The following is a 20,374-nucleotide window of genomic DNA, read 5'->3' on the forward strand; positions in this document are numbered from 1 at the left end:
CGGCTGCCGTCCGCTGTCAGGGCGCTGTCGTCCGGTGACAGTGCCCTGACAGCGGACGGCAGCCCTCGTACCGGATCATGTCCGGGTGAGCACAGCGGCGAAGATTCCCTCGGGCAGGTACGCGTCCGTCCTGCGGCAACTGGACGCGGTCCAGCGTCCGCTCACCGTCTTCGCGATGGACCTCCACCAGAACCCGGAGCCGTCCGGCGAGGAAGCGCGTACCGCGGCCCGCCTCGCCGACGCCCTGGCCGCGGAGGGGTACGCGGTGACGCGGGGCGTCGGCGGCCACGGCGTGGTCGGCGTCCTCACCAACGGCGAGGGGCCGCGCCTCTGCTTGCGGGCCGAACTGGACGCCCTGCCGGTCCAGGAGCGGACCGGCCTGCCGTACGCCGCCCAGGGCCCCTTCATGCACGCCTGCGGCCATGACCTGCATGTGGCCGCGCTGCTCGGCACCGCGACACTGCTGGCCCGTGCGCTGCCGCACTGGCAGGGCACGGTGGTGGTGGTCGGTCAGCCGGCCGAGGAGACGCTGACCGGGGCGCGGGCCATGCTGGAGGACGGCCTGTACGCCCGCTTCGGCCGTCCCGACGCGGTGCTGGCCCAGCACACCGCGCCCCTCCTGAGCGGCATGGTGGCCCACGGCTACGGACAGCCCGTGCTCGCCGGCAGTGTCCAGCTGGACGTCACACTGCACGGCCGGGGCGGGCACGCGGGAGCGCCGCACCTGACGGTGGATCCGGTCCTGGCCGCGGCGGCGGTGGTCCTGCGCCTCCAGGGGATCGTGTCCCGGGAGAGCGCGCCCGCCGAACAGACCACCGTCACCGTCGGCCGGATCCACGCCGGCTCCCACAGCGGCGTCGTCCCGGACAGCGCCTCGCTCGGCATCACCGTGCGCGCGCTGTCCCCGGCGTCGCTGGACCGTGTCGTGACAGCCGTCGAGCGAGTCGTACGGGCCGAAGCGGCCGCGTCCGGCTGTCCCCGCGACCCGGAGATCACGGTCGTCTCGCGGTCCCCCGTCACACTCCCCGACGGGGAGGTGACCGCGGTGACGCGCGAGGCCCATCGCGAAGTGCTGGGCGCGGAGCGGGTCGTGCCGTGGGCGCCGTCGATGGCGACCGAGGACTTCGGTCTCTACGGCGACGCGGGCCTGGAGATCCACGGCTGCGCCGGGATCCCTCTGGGCTACTGGATGGTCGGGACGGTGGGCCCGCGCCAGTGGGCCGCCACGAGCGGCGCGAACGTCACGGAACGGCTCACGTCGCTGCCGTCGAACCATTCCCCCGAATTCGCGCCGCACCTGCCCCTCGCCCTGCCCTCGGCGACGAAGGCCCTGACCACGGCGGCGCTGGCGCACCTGAAGCCCGGCTCCGCGGACTCCCGGCCGCAGACGGAGAACTGATCCGGCGTCTCGTTCCGCCCGGCCGATGTCGCGCGGCCACGGGTCGGCGGTGCGGGGAGTCGGGCCGAGGAGCTTGCGGGCGGAGCGTGCGGCAGTGGTCGAGAACTCCGGTCCCGCACGGCGAGCCCGACGGCCCTCCGGGTGGGAAACCGCGCGCGTGGCAACCGCGCAGGACGCCCCTCGCATCAGCGGCGGGAAAATCCGTGTGCATGCTCTGCACGGCCAGGGGTAGACGCCGTGTCATCGACCCGCCGGTGCGCGGGTCAGGAGAGTCTGCCGAGGGAGGGACTGGAGCAATGACGGCGACCGCGATGTCAGGGGCCAAGACCGGCGTTGAGGAGACGGTCGGGGAGCTGCTGCCCGAGGTGGCGGACCCGGCCAAGGTTGCGCCGAAGGACGCGCGGTCGCTCTCGAAGCAGTTCTTCGAGCGGCTCGCCGTGCTGGAGGAGGGCACCCCCGAGTACCAGTACGCGCGCAACACACTGATCGAGATGAACACCTCACTCGTCCGCTACGCGGCCGGCCGTTTCCGCAGCCGCGGCGCGGACGAGATGGAGGACATCGTCCAGGTCGGCATCATCGGGCTGATCAAGGCGATCGACCGGTTCGAGCTGACGCGCGAGGTCGAGTTCACGTCCTTCGCCATCCCCTACATCGTCGGCGAGATCAAGCGGTTCTTCCGCGACACGTCCTGGGCCGTGCACGTGCCGCGCCGGCTGCAGGAGGCCCGGGTCGAACTGGCCCGGGCCACCGAGGAACTGCGCTCCCGCCTGGACCGTATGCCGACGGTCAAGGAGCTGGCCGAGTTGATGAACCTCTCCGAGGAGGAGGTCATCGAAGCCCGGATCGCCTCGAACGGATACAACTCTTCCTCGCTGGACGCCACGCTGAGCGGCACCGAGGAGGGCGAGGCGGTGCTGGCCGACTTCATCGGCACCGAGGACGCGGCAATGGAACTCGTGGAGGACTTCCACGCCCTCGCCCCGCTGATCGCCGACCTGGACGAGCGGTCCCGGCAGATCATCCACTGGCGGTTCGTCGAGGAACTCACCCAGGCCCAGATCGGCGAACGCCTCGGCTGCTCCCAGATGCACGTCTCCCGCCTGCTCTCGCGCACCATCAAGCGCCTGCGCGCAGGCATGCTGGCCACGAACTGACCGTCACCGGGGGCCGCGCCCGCGCGGCCCCCGTCCGGCTACAGGAACCGGCGTACGGGAAGGACCGCGGCCTCCCGCACGCGCTCCAGCATGGCGCGGCGTCTCCAGCGCGCCGGGTCCAAGGCGACGCTGCGTTCGAGGTCCGCGTCGAAGTCCCGGTCCAGGCCCGCGGTGAAGTCCTCGTCGAGGACGGCGAGCATGACCTCCTCGTCGTGGTCCATGGAGCGCCGGTTGAAGTTGGTGGAGCCGATCAGCGAGGCCACTCCGTCCACCGTGATGATCTTGGCGTGCAGCATGGTCGGCTGGTACTCGCAGATGGAGACGCCCGAGGCCATCAGCCGCTCGTAGTGATACCGGCCGGCGAGCTGGCACGCCCGCTGGTCGGTGTGCGGTCCGGGCAACAGGATCTCCACCGTCACACCCCGGCGCGCCGTCGCGCACAACAGGTCGACGAAGTAGGTGTCCGGGGCGAAATAGGCGGTGGCCAGACGGAAGCGTGACTCGGCGGAGGTGAGCATGACCCGGATCAGGGTCTGCATGTCCTGCCACCCGAAGCTGGCCGAGCCGCGCACGACCTGCACGACGGAGGTGCCGGGCTGCTCGTGCCCGGCGAAGCGGTCCCGGTCGTCGTAGAGCTCTTCGTGGCATTCGGCCCAGTTCTGTGCGAAGGCGGCGGCGACGCCGTCCACGGCCGGCCCCCGCAGTCTGACGTGCGTGTCCCGCCACTCGTCCGGGTTGCGGGCGTCGCCGCACCACTCCTGGGCGATGCCGACACCACCGGTGAACGCCGTGTGCTCGTCCACCACCAGCGCCTTGCGGTGACAGCGGTGGTTCTGCTTGAACGGCGACAGCCACAGGGGCTTGCGGAACCAGGCCACCTGCACACCGGCGGCATCCATCTCGTCCAGCAGGTCCCGCTCTATCTCCTTGGCGCCGAACCCGTCGAGCAGCAGCCGCACCCGCACCCCGGCCCGGGCACGTTCCGCGAGCGCGCCGGCGAAGTCACGGGCGATCCGGCCGCGCCAGTACACGAACGTCATCATGTCGATCGTGTGCTCGGCGGTCCGGATGGCGTCCAGCATCGCGGGGAAGATCTCGTCGCCGTTGCGCAGGGCGACAAGCTCGTTTCCCTCCGTCGCGGCCACCCCGATCAGCCGCTCCAGGCGACGGCGCAGCCGCAGGGCTCTTTCGGGAGCGGCACCGGGACGTTCTTCGGCGACCGTCATGCGCTCCTCCGGACCATGAGACCGGCACCCAGGAACCGGACCGGCACGGGCCCCACGGGGAGGTCCCCTGCGCCCGGTGACGACATCGCCGCCCATCCTCCCGGCTCCCTGTGCGGCGCCGAGACCAGCTGTGACATCGCCTTGCTCCCTCTCTCCGTCCTGCACGGCCAAGCGGGAAGCCTAAACCGCGCGACCCCGCACGTCCATCAGCGCCGAACGCCACGCGGACCCCCGGCGAGCGCACCGTCCCGGGCGCGGCCCCTCGCCGCGCCGAACCACCGCGACAACGCGCTGAGCAGGCCCTCCGGATCCTCACCGGCCCAGGCCACATGACCGTCCGGCCGCAGCAGCACGGCGGGCGCGTCCAGTTCCCCTCCGGGTCGGCGACGTGGCCGACCCGGTCCTCCCAGCCCCTCACCGAGAGCCTGCCGGTCCGCTCGAGGAGGAGCCCGCGACCGCCGCGCATCAGCTCGTACAGGCGCCCCCGCTTCAGCTTCATGTCCCGCAACCGCCGCCCCAGCAGCTCATGCCCCGCCCCGAAGTCGTAGCGGACCGCGATCGCAGTGATCTTCTCGATCAGGTAGCGGTTGACGTGCTCCAGGTCCATCAGTTCCGACACCAGCCGGCGCACCGCCCGCGCACCCGGCTCGGTGGACAGCAGTTCCCTCTGCGCGGAGGTGTTGTCGAGCACATCGGCGGCCACCGGGTGACGTTCGCTGTGGTAGCTGTCCAGCAGCCCCTCCGGCGCCCAGCCGAGGTTGAGCGCGTCCTGGATGCCCAGGTTGAGTCCCTGCCCGCCCATCGGCGGGTGGATGTGCGCCGCGTCACCGGCCGGCAGCACCCGGCCGGCCCGGTAGCGCTCGGCCAGCCGGGTCCCGTCGCCGGAACGGGAGAGCCAGCGCGGTGAGCGCACGCCCAGGCCGGTGTCCGCCAACACCCGCAGCTGCCGCACGATCTCCTCAAGGGTCGGCGGGACCGAGCAGTCCTCGGCCACCCCGTCGGCGGGTACGACCACGCGGTACATCCCGGAACCGAGGGGCATCGCGCCGAAGCGCAGCTGTGTCTTGCGGACTTCGGCCACCACGGCGGCGATCGTCTCCGGCGGCGCGGTCAGCTCGACCTCACCCAGCAGGGTGTCGGCCCGGCCCGGCTCGCCGGGAAAGCCGACGCCGAGGAGTTTGCGCACCGTCCTCGATGCTGCGCGCGTGCAGCCCGAGCGCGCGGACCACTCTGGCCGGCACCCTCTCCTTCTCCAGCACGACCACGTGCACGCCGTGCACCGCAACTCGCCTGCGAGCATCATGCCGGTCGGCCCACCGCCTGCGATGATCACGTCGATCACGAGATTCCCCCCGTGCGCGAAACTCCCCTTCGCCCGGACCCACAGGTCCTGGCTTCGGCCGGAGATTCCGCAGTGCGACCCGGGCCGTGCTGCAAGACCCCCCGTGGGCCATACGTTGACAGAGGCAGGGAGCGAATCTCTCCCTGCCTTTCTTGTTGTCCGCCGGCCGGTCAGCCCTTTTCTCGGCAACAGAACCGTTGGCCGCGTGAGTTGCGGGCCGTCTCCCCTCGGGGCGGATGCCGGTCGGGTGACGTCGAACTGCCCCGGCCGGGGGATGCGTCGGCGTGTCGCTGGGACAGACGGGTGGAGCCGTGACACGGCTGGGCGGCCCGGATGGTGCGCCGCAGGGGACTGACCGACGGTGGTTCGTGTCGAGACCGGGTCCACTCCAGTTGATGCCGTATCCACTGCCCGGTCACGGCGGAAGGACACCGATATGCGTTCTGCCCGCATTCTTCTCGCCACGGCGGCAACCTCCGCCGCGCTCGCCTTCGCCACGCCCGGTGCCGCGTTCGCCGCACCGGCCGAGGACTACGGAGGCCGCGACGACTCCTCGTACAGCAAGGAGCACGACAGCGACTCCGGCGGCGGCCACGACAAGGACTCCGACGAGTACGACAAGTCATACAGCAAGGACTACGACAAGGACAGCAACCACGACGGACCGCGTGGCGGAATGCACACCGGCGGCGGCGCGCTCGCCGCGGTGCAGGGTGGCGAGGACTGGGACTCGAGCCACGGCGACAGCAAGTACGAGGAGTCCTACAAGGACCAGGGTGGCAAGGAGGGCGGGCACGGCAAGGAAAGCTGGGGCGGCGGTGACGACCACGACAAGCCGCGCGGCGGTATGCACACCGGCGGCGGCGCCCTCGCCTCGCCCGGCGTCACCGCTGGTGGGCTGGCCATTCTCGGCGTAGGCGCCACCGGCATGTACGCGCTGCGCCGCAAGAAGGCCAACAGCCCGGCGTCCTGACCTCTCTTTCGCTCTCCAAGGCTGCGGCCGCCGCCGGCGCACACCGTGCCGGCGGCCCGCGCTCCCGAGCTCACCAGCCCGTGCCGCCGTGCCGAACGAGGTGATGTCCGATGGCAGCAGATCCCCCTTCCACCCCTCCCGCCGAGCGGGCGCCGGATGGGCAGTACCCCGGCCGCGGCGGACGGCTCACCCTGTGGGGTGTCGCGATCGTCATCATCGCCGTGAGTGTCTTCGGCGACCACCAGCAGCCGGACGGGGCCCCGCAGAACTCCCGCTCCGTGGGCTCGGCCCCCGCCCCCGCGGCCACACAGCAGGGAGCGCGGCCGTTGCCCCGCTCCACGCCGATCCGGCTGATCATCCCGAGCATCTCCGTGGACGCCCCCTTCACCCCTCTCTCCGTAGGGTCCTCGGGACAGCTCGAACCTCCGCCGGCGGCCGACACCAATCTCGTCGGCTGGTACGCCGGGGGCGTGTCGCCCGGCGAGCAGGGCACCTCGATCATCGCCGGGCATGTCGACACGGCCACCTCGGCGGCCGTCTTCGCCGGTCTCTACGAACTCCGGCCCGGCGACCGCTTCTCCGTCGACCGGGCCGACGGGCGCAAGGCGGAGTTCGTCGTGGACGACACGGAGACCTTCCCGAAGGACGACTTCCCCGACAAACGCGTGTACGCCGACACGGAACGCCCCGAGGTCCGGCTCATCACCTGCGCCGGGGACTACGACCACTCGGTGAAGGACTACACCGAGAACCTGGTGGTCTTCGCCCACCTCGTGTGACGGGCCGTCGGGCGGTGGCGGTGGGGCCGCGCATTCCGCGAGCCACCCGGGACGGCGGCCGGCCGGGGGACGGCTCCTCGCGCGTGGCCGCGGAGCCGCGATGCCCCGGCGCCGGGGACGCCGATTGAGGGATTGACGGTCGCGGGGCAGGGGCAGGGTGCCCAGCAGAGCGTGACATGAGCACGCCCAGCTCCTTTCCCCCACAGGAGGCCGACCTTGCACACACGCACGTTCGTCCCCATCCTCGCCGCGACCCTCGCGGCCACCCTGGCCGCCGCGGGCCAGGCGCACGCCGCGCCCACGGACACCGATGCGCCGGCCCTCGCGGCCCGCGTCGTCACCTACGACGCCGGCGCGTCCGCGGAGTTCCGCGCCGCCGTCGACCGAGGCGCGGCCATCTGGAACGAGAGCGTGGACAACGTCGAGCTGCGCCCGGCCGCAGCCGGACAACGCGCCAACATCCGGGTCCTGGCCGACAACGGCTGGCCCCGGGCCCTGACCACCTCACTGGGCAACGGAACCGTCTACATCGGCCGGCAGGCCGTCAACCAGGGTTACGACACGGTGCGGATATCGGCGCACGAGCTGGGGCACATCCTGGGGCTGCCGGACCGCAAGCCCGGCCCGTGCAGCAGCCTCATGTCGGGTTCCAGTGCGGGCGTTTCGTGCACGAACCCCTACCCCGACGCGGGCGAGAAGGCGGAGGTCGAGGACAACTTCGGACGTGCGCCCGCCCGTCCGGCAGAGGTCCGCGGCCGGCTGGTGGTCGACTGACACCACGAGGCGCGGGGGCGGCCCGGCCGCCCCCGCGCTCCTCGGCGTCGCCCGGCGCGATGCCGCCCGCCGGGCGACGCCGGGCGCCTTCGATGTCCGCTCCGACGGTGCCGTGCATCAGTTCGCGCGGCGGGCCGAGGCGCCGGGGCGGGTGTAGGCCTGCCGTGGGGTGAGCGTGCCGTGGCCGCCGCCGCAGACGATCACGGCCTCGACGTGTTCGCCGCAGTCACGGTGCCGGACCTCCAGGGGCGGGCCGCCCGGGTCCGCTGTGTAGTGGTCACCCCACTGCTTGAGGGCGATCATCACGGGCCACAGGTCCCATCCCTTACGGGTGAGCCGGTACTCGTGCCGGGTCCGGCTGCCGGGCTCGCGGTAGGGGACCGTCTCCAGGACCCCGCTGCCGACCAGCTTGCGCAGCCGGTCCGCGAGGACCGCCTCGGACAGCCCCACGTGGCGGCGGAAGTCGTCGAAGCGGCGCACGCCGTTCATGGCGTCCCGGAGCACCAACAGCGACCACTTCTCGCCGACGATGTCGAGTGCGCGCTGCACCGTGCAGTTCTCGGTACTGGTCTCCAGCCAGGTCATGCGCCCATCGTAGGCTGGCTTCGACATTGACAGCCAGAGGTACGGCTGGCTAACTTCGAATTTCAGAGTCAGTCCCGGATCCAGAGTCAGTACGCCCGGAAGGAACGCCCCATGGTCAGGTCTCGCACGTTCGAATGGGAGGACCCCCAGGTGTCCGCGGCCGCGGTCGGCCGGGCGAGCGGCCTGGAGTTCCTCCAGGACGTGCTGGCCGGGCGTCTGCCCGGACCGCCCATCGCCGCGACGCTCAACATCGCGCTGGAGGAGGTCGAGGCGGGCCGCGCGGTCTTCGTGATGGAACCCGGCGAGGAGCACTACAACCCCATCGGAAGCGTCCACGGCGGCGTCTACGCCACCCTGCTCGACTCCGCGGCGGGCTGCGCCGTGCAGTCGGTGCTGCCGGCCGGCATGGGCTACACCTCGCTCGACCTGAATCTGAAGTTCCTGCGTCCGATGTCGGTCGACACCGGCAAGGTCCGCGCCGTCGGCACCGTTCTCAGCCAGGGCCGCCGCACCGCCCTCGCACAAGCCCAACTGTTCGACGCCACAGACCGGCTCCTCGCCCACGCCACGAGCAGCTGCATGCTCATCCCTGTGCCTGCCCGCTGATTTGTTCGCGCCGGCCGGTGCCCGGGGCGGCCGGACGGCCCCGCGCCGGTGACCTCCGGTACTGATCTAGGGTGAAGTCATGATCAGCGGTAACGGGGAACGGCGCACGCGGACAGACACGCGGATAGAACGGCACACGGTCGACGACGCCGTGACGGCGGCGGCGAGTGAGGACTTCACCAACCGGATCGGCCGGACGGTGCACTCCATGCCGAAGGCCGGACCTGTCACCGGCAGCGACTGGTGGACGGTCGGCGAGGCGTTCCTCGACCGCCTCGGTGCGCTGTCCGTGCAGATCGCCGACCTGAACGTCCCGGAGGCCAAGGCGATCCTGCTCGACGCCGCCGAGGCTGCCGCCGGCAAGGTGGCGTTCACCGCCTACTACCCGGCCGCCCCCTTCGAGGTCTTCCTTCACTACGTCAACTTCGGCATGACCTACGACCGTAGGGACCCGGACGGTGAAGCGGAGTCCATCACCCCCGCCCGATGGATCGATGCCCTCTGCTTGGCAGTTCTCGCCGGGCGGGCCGAATGGCACGGGGAGGCGTTCCACTTCGCCCGCCGGAGGTGCCGGCCCGAGTGGACAGGACGCCCCGTGGGCGAACTGATCTCCGGTCTGATGGCCTATGTCTTCGGAGACCTCGACGACGACGACCAGAACTTCCCCCCGTCCCGGGCGGAGAAGCTCGCGTCGCTGGACGCCGCGCTCGGCCGGGCGCGCTCCGGCGACTCCGGCGACTCCGGCGACTCCGGCGACAGCCTCGACACCACCGCGCTGGCCGCCCTGCGCGCCCTGGCGGCCGACGACCGGGAGACCTTCACTGGCGCACTCACCACTCTGCTGACCCACCACAGCAGCGCGCACGGTCCCGGGGCCGCACCCCGTTCGCTGCTGCCGCTCGTTCCTCTGGCCCTGGCCGCGCTCGCCTACCGCCGGGAGGGCTGGCAGCCGCCGGTCGAATCCGGCTACCTGCCGCGGGCTCTGGTGACCGGGTTCGAGACGCCCGGACCGCGGGTCGCGGCGTACGGACGTGAGCGGCGCCCGGACGCGGTCGCGCAGCTCGGCGCCGGTCCCCTCGTCGTCGAGCGCCCCGAGAACCCGCGCCCGCTGCACCCGGAGAGCGAAGCCGTCTTCGAGCGGGGCACCCGTGCCCTCCTCGCCCGCGACGACGACCGGCCGGCGCCCGCCGCGGACGTGCTGGACGCCATGCGGGACCAGGAACTGTTGTTCAAGTTCCGCGCCACCCTCGGTGCCGACGTCAGCGACCAGCAGCTCGAGAACCTCGAACTGGCCTCCCGGTTCGCGGCGGCCGGCGCCTCCTCGATCGGGGCGGGCCAGTGGCTCACCGGCACGTACTTCGCTCTGATCACCGGCAGGCGCGAGCACCTGGCCCCTCTGGCCCTCGTCGACCCCCGAGTCCTCGCGGACGGGTCGGCCTACGAGTCGTACTACCAGGCGGTGCACGCCTACCTGCGCGACGACGATCCCGAACCCGCCATGGACCGCGCGCTGGCAGACCTGGACAAGGTGGCCAGGTGGGGCTTTCAGCTCCCGCCCGCCGTGCTGCTCTCGCAGCTCGTCGAGGGTGACGAGGAGAGCTTCAACCTGGCCCTCGCCGACGCTCTGGAGGCCCATCGCGACCACTTCGCCGTAGCCGACCGCGGGGACGATGCCGACGCGGCGATCGACCTGGGCGTCCTGGCGCTCGCCTGCCACGCCCGCCGCAGGGGCCTGCGGATCCGCGTCAGCTCCCCGTACCTGCCGCCCGCACTGCTGCGGGCGGCCGAGCCCCGGTAGCCGGCCGGTTCGGCGGGCACGGCCTCCTGGCCGAAGCCGCGCGGCGCCGCCGGTTCAGGAGGGATGTGTCAGGAGGCCGGGGCGTCGTGGGTGACCGTGACGACGATCTTGCCCACCTGCCCGTTGGCCTCCATGTAGCGGTGGGCTTCGGCGATGTCGGCGAGGTCGAAGGTGCGGTCCACGACCGGATCGAACGACCCTGACACCAGGCCCGCGTTGACGAACGCCACCGCGCGGCGCAGCCGCTCCGGGTCCGAGGTGATCTCGAGGAGGGTGTACGTCCTGGTGGTCAGCGCCGGGTAGGAGCGCGCGTGGGGCAGCGGGGTGGGGCGGGGGTCGAGAGCGCCGTAGACGACCAGGCTGCCGCCGGGAGCGATGCCTTGGGCGACGGGCTCGACACCGGGGCCCGCGATCGGGTCGAAGGCCAGGCGTACGCCCTCGCCGCCGGTGATCTCCTTGACGCGGGCGGGGAGGTCTTCCTCGTCGGTGACCACGACATGGGCCGCGCCGGCGTCCAGCAGACGCTGCTTCTTGCCGGTGCCGCGCGTGGTGGCGATCGGGACCGCGCCGAGATGGCGGGCGATCCGGATGGCGGCCAGACCGACGCTGCTGGACGCCGCGGTGATCAGGACGTGGTCGCCGGGACGCACCTGGCCGGACTCGGCGAGAGCGCCGTAGGCGGTGATGTAGGCCATCCACACCGCCGCGGCCTGCACCGGGCCGACGGCGGCCGGGCGGTGGACGACCGCGGCGGCGGGGACGATCACGTGGTCGCCGTAGGTGCCGTACTCGCTCTGCCGGAACGCGGGCACGACAGCGACGAGGTCACCCTCGCTGAAGCCGTCCACTCCCCCGCCGACCGCCTCGATCACGCCCGCGGCCTCGTAGCCCAGGGTGGAAGGGAATCGCGGGGTGTCGAAGTAGGTGCCCTCGCGGTACATGATCTCGGCCCGGTTCAGGCCGATCGCGTCGACGCGGATCCGGACCTCGCCGGCTTCCGGAGCGCCCACCTCCACGTCGCGCAAGGTCAGGACGTCGGGGCCGCCCAGCCGGTCGAACTGCACAAGCCTTGTCATGGTGGATCCGCTCCAGGAGCAGGTATCGCCGAGACGCACCGCGTCAGCACGGTGCCTGCGCCTGTCCTGACCCGAATTTCGATGGGCGTCAAACTTTGAGCTCATCGAAGTATGTGCCTGCCGTCCGCCGCCGGCAGGCCCGGACGCCGGAAGCGCCCTCAGGCCGCCCCCGCCTCCCCCTCCGCCACGGACGCGGCCACCACGGACGACAGCAGGCCGGGAAAACGCCCTTCCATCTCGTCCGCGCGCAGCGTGTTCATCTTCGTCGTGCCGACGTAGTACTGCCGGATCACACCGGCCTCCCGCAGCACGTTGAAGTGATGCGTCAAGGTAGACGCCGAGACGGGCGCCTCGAAGGTCCCGCAGCTCATGTCGCCGTCCGACCGGGCCAGCTGGGACACCAGCATCCGGCGCACCGGATCGCCGAGCGCCTCAAGAACCTGCTGCAGCGCGACTTCGGACGCGTCGGGGTGCGCCACGGTCCGGGCGGCGGCACGGGGGCGGGTCACGGCGACTCCTTGAGGTGACTCGGCACGGTGGTGCCATCGTACGACCACCGTCGAAGCTCCCGGAGACCGCGCGAGCGTGGTGTCTCATATCGTGGGATCGGTTTTCCGGAAAATAAGACACCTGAGAGCGTTGAGGTGCCTGCACGGCTCGCACCGTCTTCGGCGAGGGGGACGAGCGCGCGGCCGCGGGCCCCGGCGACCGAACTGCACCTCGCGTGAAAGACCGAGCAATGCCCGCACCAGCAACCGGCTCAGCCCGGACACCCGTCAACCCGAGGTCCCGCGTCCTCGTCGCCAGCCTCATGGGCACGACGATCGAGTTCTACGACTTCTACATCTACGCGACCGCCGCCGTGCTGGTCTTCCCCTCGCTCTTCTTCCCGAGCAGCGATCCCACCACGGCGCTGTTGTCGTCCTTCGCGGTCTTCGGCGCCGCGATGGTCGCGCGCCCGATCGGGGCCGTCTTCTTCGGGCACCTCGGCGATCGTCTCGGCCGTAAGCGGACCCTGGTGATCTCGCTGCTGACCATGGGCATCGCCACGTTCCTCATCGGCGTCCTGCCGACCTACGCGCAGGCCGGCTGGATCGCCACCGCACTGCTCGTGCTGATGCGGCTCGCCCAGGGCTTCGCACTCGGCGGCGAGTGGAGCGGTGCCGCGCTGGTCGCGACCGAGAACGCGCCCCGCGGCAAGCGCGCCCTGTACGGCACCTTCCCGCAGCTGGGCGCCCCGCTGGGGTTCATCATCGGCAACGGACTGTTCCTGATCATCGGGGCGCTGCTGCCGTCCGCGGCGGGCGCCGACCCGACGCAGCCCTCCGACGCCTTCGTCGACTGGGGCTGGCGCATCCCGTTCCTGTTCTCGGCCGTCATGGTCGTGATCGGCCTGTGGGTACGCTCGCGGCTCGTCGAGTCGGCGGTCTTCTCCAGGACGCGCGAGGCCGGGAAGGTACGGAAGCTGCCGCTTGCCACCGTGGTCCGCAGCCACTGGAAGCAGCTGATTCTCGGCACGTTCATCATGCTGGCGACGTACGTGCTCTTCTACCTGATGACCACCTTCTCGCTGAGCTACGGCCGCACCGCGAAGGACGCCGCCGTGCCCGGCCTGGGCTACAGCTACACCACGTTCGTCCTGATGATGATCTTCGGTGTGTTGTTCTTCGCCGTGTTCACGCTCGTGTCCGGACCGCTGGCCGACAGGTACGGACGGCGTACCACGCTGATCTGGGTCACCGCCGCGATCGTGGTCTTCGGGCTGGTCTGGGTGCCGCTGATCGACCTGGGCACGCTCGGCGTGGTGCTGTGGCTCGTGCTCGGTTTCACACTGATGGGCATGACGTTCGGCCCGATGGGCGCGCTCCTGCCCGAACTCTTCCCCACCAGCGTGCGCTACACCGGGTCCGGCATCTCGTACAACGTCAGCTCGATCCTCGGGGCGGCCGTCGCGCCGTTCATCGCGGTGGCCCTGTGGGAGACAGGTGACGGCTCGCCGTGGCTGGTCGGCGTCTACCTCTCCGCGATGGCGGTGCTGACGCTGACCGCGCTCCTGCTCGGCAAGGAGACCAAGGACATGTCCCTGGACGAGGGTGAGACCGCCCCCGCCGGACACGGCGCGCGTGCCCTGACGTCGGCCGCTCCCTGATCAGCCGGCTTCCGCCTCGCCCCGCGACCTCATCACCAGCTTGTTCAGCCCCCACAGCACGACGCCGAGGGCCAGCAGCACACCCGCCCGGATGTAGACGTCCGCGGAGCGGTCCGACAGAGGGCTGGCCAGGATCAGGCAGGTGATCGCGCCCAGCACCGGCAGCGCCGTCGGTGTGCGGAAGTGCTGGTGCTCGACGCGGTCGCGGCGCAGGACCAGGACGGCGATGTTGACGACGGCGAAGACGCACAGCAGCAGGAAGGCCGTGGTGTCGCCGAGGCCCGCGATCTCCCCGGTGGAGACCAGGCCGATGGCGAGCAGCGACACGAAGACGATGCCGACGACCGGGGTGCGGCGCTGCGGGAGGACACGGCCGAGGGCGCGCGGCAGGATGCGCTCGTTGGCCATGCCGTAGCAGAGCCGCGAGGCCATCATGATGTTGATCAGAGCCGAGTTGGTGACCGCGAACAGGGCGATCAGCGCGAAGAGTTTCGGCGGGAAGTCCAGACCGCCGGCCTTGACGACCTCCAGCAGCGGACCGCTGGAGCCCTCCAGCACGCGGTGGTCGACGAGCAGCGAGGAGACCAGGGCGACCAGGACGTAGATGGTCCCGGTGACGGCGACGCCGATGAAGATGGCCCGCGGGAAGGCGCGCACCGGATCCTTGGTCTCCTCGGCCATGTTGACGGAGTCCTCGAAGCCGACGAAGGCGAAGAAGCCGAGGGCGGTCGCGCCCAGCACGCTGGTGATCAGCGCGTACCCGCTGCCTTCCGCCTGGAACTCGCCGAGCCGGGACGGCTCGCCGTCGCCGCTCAGCACCGCCCACGCGCCGATCGCCAGGATGATGAGCAGGCCGGTCAGTTCCACCAGGGTGAGGACCATGTTGGTCTTCACCGACTCGGACACCCCGCGAAGCGCCAGAGCCGCGAGGGCGAGGATGAAGAGGATCGCGATGAGCGTGGGCGGGAAGAAGTCGGTGAACTCGGCGAAGTAGTCACCGCTGAAGGCACGTGCCGCCGCGCTCGCCGAGGAGAGGCCCGAGCACATGACCATGAAGGCGACGATGAAGGTCAGGAACGGCACCTTGAACGCCTTTTGGGTGTACAGCGCGGCCCCGGCCGCCTTCGGATACTTCCCGACGAGTTCGACGTACGAGGCCGCCGTCAGCAGCGCCACGACGAACCCGATGACGAAGGGCAGCCACAGGGCCCCACCGACCTTGCCGGCGACCTTTCCGGTGGTGGCGTAGATGCCGGTGCCGAGAATGTCGCCGATCACGAACAGCAGCAGCAGTTTGGGCCCGATGGCACGCCGTAGCGGAGTACCGTCCCCGCCCTCCGGTGAGGCGACTGGGTCACTTACCGATGCGGACACGCGGACTCCCCCTGAAGGTTCGGTTACGGAACAACGTCTCCTCTGCCCGGCATCCCTCAAAGGCATGCGAAGGAGGCGCCGTCAGGGTGATCCGTGGGTGGTGCCGGCTCCGTGACGTCCGCCGGACGTCAGTCCACGCTCTTGCGGGCGAGCGCGTTGTTCCCGATGGAGTTGTGCACGCTGAAGCTCACCGCGTCCGAGCGGTAGCGGTCGTCGGACCACTCCACCGGCCGCCCCTCGTGCGTCGTCGTCACCCGCCGCACCCGCAGCAGCGGGCTGGTACGGCGGATGCCGAGCAGCTCGGCGTCCTGCGCACCGGCGGCGACGGCGTCGATGACGTGCTCGCCGTAGGCGAAGACCAGGCCCGTGTCCTCGAAGAGCCGCTGGGTGACGGACGGGCAGTCGGGCTCGATCGACTCCACGGCGGGCGAGATCCAGTCGGCGTACACGGTCCGCTCCAGCAGTACCGGTTCGCCGTCCAGCCCGCGCACCCGCAGGACCTGCAACACTTCTGTTCCCGCGGGGAGTTGAAGACGTACCGCGTCCTCCGTGGTCGCCGGCCGGTACTCCTGCTCGACCACGCGCCCCGTCGCCTCCCGGCCCATCGCCCGCGCCCACTGGGCGAAGCTGCGCAGCTCGGCGAAGCTCTGGCTGCGGCGGCTGGCGAGCACCACCCGGCGCGCGCCCTGACGGGACCCGATGAGGCCCTCGGCGGTGAGGCTCGCGACGGCCTGACGGACGGTGCCGCGCGAGACGGCGTACTGCGCGGCGAGTTCCGTCTCGGAGGGCAGCCGGCCGCCGACCGCGTACTCCTCGCGGTCGATCGCACGCCGCAGCGCCTCGGCGATCTCCTCGTGTCGCGCCCTCATGCCGTCCCTCTGTGGTGGTGAGTGTGCACAGCTTGTGCAGCGTACGCAGCCTAATCGATGTCCTGCGTGATCCGTGACTGCTGGGATTGTGCAGGCAACTGGGGGCTGCGGTTCGGTTCACGTTCACTCTCAGGTCATTCACGACGGGCGTACTGAGGCCGACTTGTTCAGACAAGTTGTCGCCGCAGCTCGTCCTGCGGCACCTCACCCCGCAGCACCCACCCTTGTGCGCACCCCTGGAGAGACCGTGTCCGTGTCCCTGCCGCGATCAGCCGTTCTCGGCGGCTCCCTCACCGTCGTCGCCGTGCTCGCCCTGAGCGCCTGCGGCGCCGCTCCCGACAACGCCTCCACCACCGCGGACGGCAAGTCCGCCGCCACCGCCACCTCCGCCGCCGACTTCGGCGGTATGGACAAGCTGGTCGAAGCCGCGAAGAAGGAGGGCACGCTGCACGCCATCGCGTTGCCCCGCGACTGGGCCAACTACGGCGCCCTCATCGACGGCTTCCAGAAGAAGTACGGCATCAAGATCGAGGTCGAGAACCCCGACGGCTCCAGCCAGGACGAGATCAACGCCGTCACCTCCCGCAAAGGCCAGGACCGCGCGCCCGACGTCCTCGACCTCGGCTCCTCCTTCGCCATCAGCGCCGCCCAGCAGGGGCTGCTCGCACCGTACAAGGTGCAGGCGTTCGACGACATCCCCGAGGCGCAGCGAGACGCGCAGGCCCGCTGGTACAACGACTACGGCGGCTACATCTCCATCGGATGCGACGCGGGGCGCGTCAAGGAGTGCCCGACCACCTTCAAGGACCTGCTCGAGCCGCAGTACAAGGGCCAGGTCGCGCTCAACGGCAACCCCACCAAGTCCGGTTCGGCCTTCGGCGGGGTCTACGCCGCGGCCCTGGCCAGCGGCGGCTCGTTCGACGACATCCAGCCCGGCCTGGACTTCTTCGCCGAGCTGAAGAAGAACGGCAACTACACCCCCGTCGAGTCCACCCCGGCCACGGTCGAGAAGGGCGAGACGCCGATCAGCATCGACTGGGACTACCTCAACGCCGGCTACGCCGAGGAGTTCACGTCCAAGGGCGTCGACTGGAAGGTCGTGGTCCCGAGCGACGGGCAGTTCTCCCAGTACTACTCGCAGGCCGTCAACAAGGACGCCCCGCATCCGGCCGCCGCGCGGCTGTGGCAGGAGTACCTCTACAGCGCCGAGGGCCAGAACCTGTGGCTCAAGGGGTACGCCCGTCCCGCGCTGATGCCCGCCATGGAGAAGGCCGGCACCCTCGACAAGGCCGCCGCCGCCAAGCTGCCCGAGGTCACCGGCACGCCTGCCTTCCCGACCGAGGAGCAGCAGAACAAGGCCAAGACCGTGCTCGCCGAGGGCTGGGCCAAGGCCGTCTCCGGATGACCGCCACCCTCACGCGGGCGGACGTGGCGCCCGTCGCTTCCCCGAAGCGGCGGCGCCGCGCCCCCGGATGGCTCGCCGTCCTCCCGCTCCTCGTCTTCACCGCGATCGCGTTCGGACTGCCCGCCGTCGCCATGCTGAACGGCGCCTTCACCGTGAAGGACGCGACGACCGGGGCGACCTCCTACACCACCGGCAACCTGTCCGCGTCCCTCCAGGGCGCGTACCTCACGGCACTTCTCGGCAGCGTCAAGCTGTCGGCCGTCTCCGCCGCCCTCGGGGCCCTGCTGGGACTGCCGCTCGCCCAGGCCGTCGTGACCTCCCGGTTCCCCGCGCTGCGCGAGGCCGTACTCACCGCGTCCGGGGTACTCGCCAACTTCGGCGGCGTCCCGCTGGCCTTCGCGTTCGTCGCCACGCTCGGCAACGCCGGTGTGCTGACCCGGCACCTCGGCCTGGGCGGCACCGGCTGGGACCTGTACAGCTTCTGGGGACTCGTCCTGGTCTACCTGTACTTCCTGGTCCCGCTGATGGTCCTCACCATCACCCCGGCCCTGGACGGCCTGCGTTCCCAGTGGCGCGAGGCCGCCCACAACAACGGCGCCACCACCGTGCAGTACTGGCGGTACGTGGCCCTGCCCGTGCTGCTGCCCTCGCTGCTCGGCGGCCTGGTGCTGCTGTTCGGCAGTGCGTTCGCCGCGTACGCCACCGCCGCGGCCATGGTGGGCAGTTCCGTTCCCCTGGTCACCCTGCAGATCGCCGACGCCATCTCCGGCAACGTGCTGGTCGGCCAGGAGAACGTGGCTCTCGCCCTCAGCCTCGACATGGTCCTCGTCGCGGGCCTCGTCATGGCCGTGTATCTGCCCCTGCAACGCCGGAGTGCCCGATGGCTCGCCTGAACCCGGTGGCCCGCCCGCGCCCCCGTACCCGCCCGGCCCCGTGGCGGTGGGCCGTGCTCGCAGTCGCCGGTCTGTACTTCCTGGTCCCGATGGCCGCGTCCGTCGTCTTCACCCTCGACGTGCCGGGGCAGGGCGTCACCTTCGAGGCGTACACGCGGATCTTCTCCACCGCCGGATTCGTCTCCAGCCTGCTGCTCTCGCTGGGCCTGGCCGCCGCCACCATCGCCATCGTGCTGCTGCTGATGGTGCCCGCCATGGTCGCGCTGCGGCTCGGCGCGCCCCAGCTGCGGCCCCTCGTCGAGGTGGTCTGCTCGCTGCCGCTGGTGGTGCCGCCGATCGCGTTCGTCGCGGGCATCGGGACCGTACTGAAGTGGGGTCCCGAGCACCTGTCGCGTACGCCGCTGTTCCAGACGGTCGTCGCGATCCAGAACCCGGACTTCCCGTTCGTCCTCGTGCTGGCGTACGTCGTGATGGCGCTGCCCTTCGTCCACCGCGCGCTGGACGCCGGCTTGCGCGCGGTCGACGTGCCCACCCTCGTCGAGGCCGCGCGCTCCTGCGGCGCGGGCTGGCCGCAGGCGCTCCTGCGGGCCGTGCTGCCGAATCTGCGCGGGGCGCTGCTCAACGCCTCGTTCCTCACCCTCGCCCTGGTGCTCGGCGAGTTCACGGTCGCGCAACTGCTGGGCTTCCAGCCCTTCGCGGTGTGGATCGTGAACGTCAGCGGCTCCCAGGCACAGCTCTCCGTCGCCGTGTCCGTGCTCAGTCTGCTCGTGACATGGGTCCTGCTTCTCGCGCTCGCCGGTGCCGGCGGACGCACCCGTACCGCATCCCGGGGATGAACCATGACCGCCACCACCCTTGAGAACCCTGAGAAGGCCGCCGCAGCCCAGGCAGCCACCGTCGAATTCCGGGAACTGCGCCGGGAGTTCGGGACCACGGTCGCTCTCGACGGCCTCGATCTGACCGTCCGGCCCGGGGAGTTCCTCGCGCTGCTGGGCCCGTCCGGCTGTGGCAAGACCACGGCGCTGCGGATGCTCGCCGGATTCGAGCATCCCGATTCGGGCGCCGTACTGGTCGACGGCCGCGACGTCACCCGGATCCCCGCCCATCGCCGGGACGCCGGGATGGTCTTCCAGTCCTACAGCCTCTTCCCGCATCTGAGCGCGCTCGACAACGTGGCCTTCGGGCTGCGGATCGCCAAGGTACGCACGGCCGAACGCCGTGCCCGGGCCGCCGGATTGCTGGAACTGGTCGGGCTCGCCGACAAGGGTGAGCGGTTCCCGCACCAGCTCTCCGGCGGGCAGCAGCAGCGGATCGCGCTGGCCCGGGCACTCGCCCTGCGCCCCCGGGTGCTGCTGCTGGACGAGCCGCTGTCCGCGCTCGACGCCAAGGTGCGGCTGTCGCTGCGCGAGGAGATCCGCCGGCTCCAGCAGGAGCTGGGCATCACCACCCTGTTCGTGACGCACGACCAGGAGGAGGCGCTGTCCGTCGCCGACCGGGTGGCCGTCATGCGCGCCGGCCGGCTCGAACAGTGCGCCGAACCCGCCGAGTTGTACGGCCGCCCGGCGACCGCCTTCGTCGCCGAGTTCGTCGGCACGATGAGCCGGATCCCGGGCACGCTGCGAGGCGCGGACGTCGAGGTGCTGGGGCAGCGGCTGCCCGTCGACGGACCGGTGCCGGGCAGCGGCGTGACGGAGGTGGACGTGCTGGTGCGGCCCGAGTCCGTGCGCGTCGGCGCCGACGACAGCGGTACGGCACACATCGTCGCCACCGCGTTCCTGGGCGCCGTCGTCCGGGTGACCGTACGCCTCGCCGACGGCACCGAGGTGAAGGCCGACCTGCCCGCGCACGACGCCGCCGGGCTCGGCACCGGGTCCGCCGTCGGCGTGTCGCTGCCGGAGCGGGCCGTGCTGGTGGCGGAGCGCACGCAGAGTTGAGGCAACCCCCACCGGCAAGCGACCGCGGCAGAAAA

The 20,374-nt window shown here is 71.2% G+C and carries 18 protein-coding genes and 1 pseudogene; 12 read left to right on the plus strand and 7 right to left on the minus strand.

Going from position 1 to position 20,374, the window contains the following annotated elements:
• Positions 1–85 precede the first annotated feature (85 nt).
• Positions 86–1,399: an amidohydrolase gene (locus tag ACIHCM_RS17210; RefSeq protein ID WP_399895922.1), complete on the plus strand. Its 1,314-nt coding sequence runs from the start codon at positions 86–88 to the stop codon at positions 1,397–1,399.
• Between the two features lie 311 nt (positions 1,400–1,710).
• On the plus strand, positions 1,711–2,556 hold the full coding sequence (locus tag ACIHCM_RS17215) for an RNA polymerase sigma factor SigF (RefSeq protein ID WP_399896418.1): 846 nt from the start codon (positions 1,711–1,713) through the stop codon (positions 2,554–2,556).
• A gap of 38 nt (positions 2,557–2,594) precedes the next feature.
• Here ACIHCM_RS17215 and ACIHCM_RS17220 read toward each other — a convergent pair whose 3' ends face one another.
• Complete coding sequence (locus ACIHCM_RS17220) at positions 2,595–3,782, minus strand: phosphatidylserine/phosphatidylglycerophosphate/cardiolipin synthase family protein (protein WP_399895925.1); 1,188 nt, start codon at positions 3,780–3,782, stop codon at positions 2,595–2,597.
• Positions 3,783–3,988: 206 nt separating this feature from the next.
• Positions 3,989–5,124 (minus strand): annotated as a pseudogene (locus ACIHCM_RS17225) (FAD-dependent monooxygenase).
• A gap of 436 nt (positions 5,125–5,560) precedes the next feature.
• On the opposite strand from ACIHCM_RS17225, the gene ACIHCM_RS17230 reads away from it, so the two are divergent.
• The 3 genes from ACIHCM_RS17230 (at position 5,561) to ACIHCM_RS17240 (ending at position 7,650) form a co-directional block, all read left to right on the plus strand.
• A complete protein-coding gene (locus ACIHCM_RS17230) occupies positions 5,561–6,097 on the plus strand; it encodes a hypothetical protein (protein ID WP_399895928.1) in 537 nt (178 codons plus the stop codon).
• Between the two features lie 110 nt (positions 6,098–6,207).
• On the plus strand, positions 6,208–6,876 hold the full coding sequence (locus ACIHCM_RS17235; RefSeq protein WP_399895931.1) for a class F sortase: 669 nt from the start codon (positions 6,208–6,210) through the stop codon (positions 6,874–6,876).
• 216 nt (positions 6,877–7,092) lie between these two features.
• Complete coding sequence (locus ACIHCM_RS17240; RefSeq protein WP_399895934.1) at positions 7,093–7,650, plus strand: snapalysin family zinc-dependent metalloprotease; 558 nt, start codon at positions 7,093–7,095, stop codon at positions 7,648–7,650.
• A gap of 117 nt (positions 7,651–7,767) precedes the next feature.
• Here ACIHCM_RS17240 and ACIHCM_RS17245 read toward each other — a convergent pair whose 3' ends face one another.
• On the minus strand, positions 7,768–8,235 hold the full coding sequence (locus ACIHCM_RS17245) for a winged helix-turn-helix transcriptional regulator (protein ID WP_399895937.1): 468 nt from the start codon (positions 8,233–8,235) through the stop codon (positions 7,768–7,770).
• 111 nt (positions 8,236–8,346) lie between these two features.
• On the opposite strand from ACIHCM_RS17245, the gene ACIHCM_RS17250 reads away from it, so the two are divergent.
• Both ACIHCM_RS17250 and ACIHCM_RS17255 read left to right on the plus strand, forming a co-directional pair.
• Positions 8,347–8,841: a PaaI family thioesterase gene (locus ACIHCM_RS17250; protein ID WP_399895940.1), complete on the plus strand. Its 495-nt coding sequence runs from the start codon at positions 8,347–8,349 to the stop codon at positions 8,839–8,841.
• 79 nt (positions 8,842–8,920) lie between these two features.
• The gene (locus ACIHCM_RS17255) at positions 8,921–10,639 is read left to right on the plus strand and encodes an immunity 49 family protein (protein ID WP_399895943.1); all 1,719 of its coding nucleotides are present in this window, start codon (positions 8,921–8,923) and stop codon (positions 10,637–10,639) included.
• Positions 10,640–10,707: 68 nt separating this feature from the next.
• Here ACIHCM_RS17255 and ACIHCM_RS17260 read toward each other — a convergent pair whose 3' ends face one another.
• Positions 10,708–11,715 (minus strand): zinc-dependent alcohol dehydrogenase family protein, encoded by a 1,008-nt coding sequence (locus ACIHCM_RS17260; protein WP_399895946.1) that lies wholly within the window; start codon positions 11,713–11,715, stop codon positions 10,708–10,710.
• A 158-nt stretch (positions 11,716–11,873) separates the two neighbouring features.
• On the minus strand, positions 11,874–12,224 hold the full coding sequence (locus tag ACIHCM_RS17265) for an ArsR/SmtB family transcription factor (protein ID WP_399895949.1): 351 nt from the start codon (positions 12,222–12,224) through the stop codon (positions 11,874–11,876).
• A gap of 230 nt (positions 12,225–12,454) precedes the next feature.
• Here ACIHCM_RS17265 and ACIHCM_RS17270 point away from each other — a divergent pair, with 230 nt between their 5' ends.
• Positions 12,455–13,864: an MFS transporter gene (locus ACIHCM_RS17270; RefSeq protein ID WP_399895952.1), complete on the plus strand. Its 1,410-nt coding sequence runs from the start codon at positions 12,455–12,457 to the stop codon at positions 13,862–13,864.
• Here the strand turns inward: ACIHCM_RS17270 and ACIHCM_RS17275 are convergent, their stop codons facing one another.
• Both ACIHCM_RS17275 and ACIHCM_RS17280 read right to left on the minus strand, forming a co-directional pair.
• Positions 13,865–15,238: an APC family permease gene (locus ACIHCM_RS17275; protein ID WP_399895955.1), complete on the minus strand. Its 1,374-nt coding sequence runs from the start codon at positions 15,236–15,238 to the stop codon at positions 13,865–13,867.
• A 128-nt stretch (positions 15,239–15,366) separates the two neighbouring features.
• Positions 15,367–16,107: a GntR family transcriptional regulator gene (locus tag ACIHCM_RS17280; RefSeq protein ID WP_399895958.1), complete on the minus strand. Its 741-nt coding sequence runs from the start codon at positions 16,105–16,107 to the stop codon at positions 15,367–15,369.
• A 247-nt stretch (positions 16,108–16,354) separates the two neighbouring features.
• Here ACIHCM_RS17280 and ACIHCM_RS17285 point away from each other — a divergent pair, with 247 nt between their 5' ends.
• From ACIHCM_RS17285 to ACIHCM_RS17300, 4 genes are read left to right on the plus strand one after another with little or no spacing between them, the layout of a single operon-like run.
• Complete coding sequence (locus tag ACIHCM_RS17285) at positions 16,355–17,512, plus strand: ABC transporter substrate-binding protein (protein WP_399895961.1); 1,158 nt, start codon at positions 16,355–16,357, stop codon at positions 17,510–17,512.
• The gene (locus tag ACIHCM_RS17290) at positions 17,509–18,405 is read left to right on the plus strand and encodes an ABC transporter permease (protein WP_399895964.1); all 897 of its coding nucleotides are present in this window, start codon (positions 17,509–17,511) and stop codon (positions 18,403–18,405) included. The genes ACIHCM_RS17285 and ACIHCM_RS17290 overlap by 4 nt, the downstream gene beginning before the upstream one ends.
• Positions 18,393–19,241 carry an ABC transporter permease gene (locus ACIHCM_RS17295; RefSeq protein WP_399895967.1) on the plus strand — a complete coding sequence of 283 codons (849 nt, stop codon included), beginning with the start codon at positions 18,393–18,395 and terminating at the stop codon, positions 19,239–19,241. Before ACIHCM_RS17290 ends, ACIHCM_RS17295 begins: the two co-directional genes overlap by 13 nt.
• Before the next feature lie 3 nt (positions 19,242–19,244).
• Positions 19,245–20,339, plus strand: coding sequence for an ABC transporter ATP-binding protein (locus ACIHCM_RS17300; protein ID WP_399895970.1), 1,095 nt, complete (start codon positions 19,245–19,247; stop codon positions 20,337–20,339).
• Positions 20,340–20,374 lie beyond the last annotated feature (35 nt).

This window comes from Streptomyces sp. NPDC052023 (genome assembly GCF_044548465.1).
Lineage (GTDB): Bacteria > Actinomycetota > Actinomycetes > Streptomycetales > Streptomycetaceae > Streptomyces.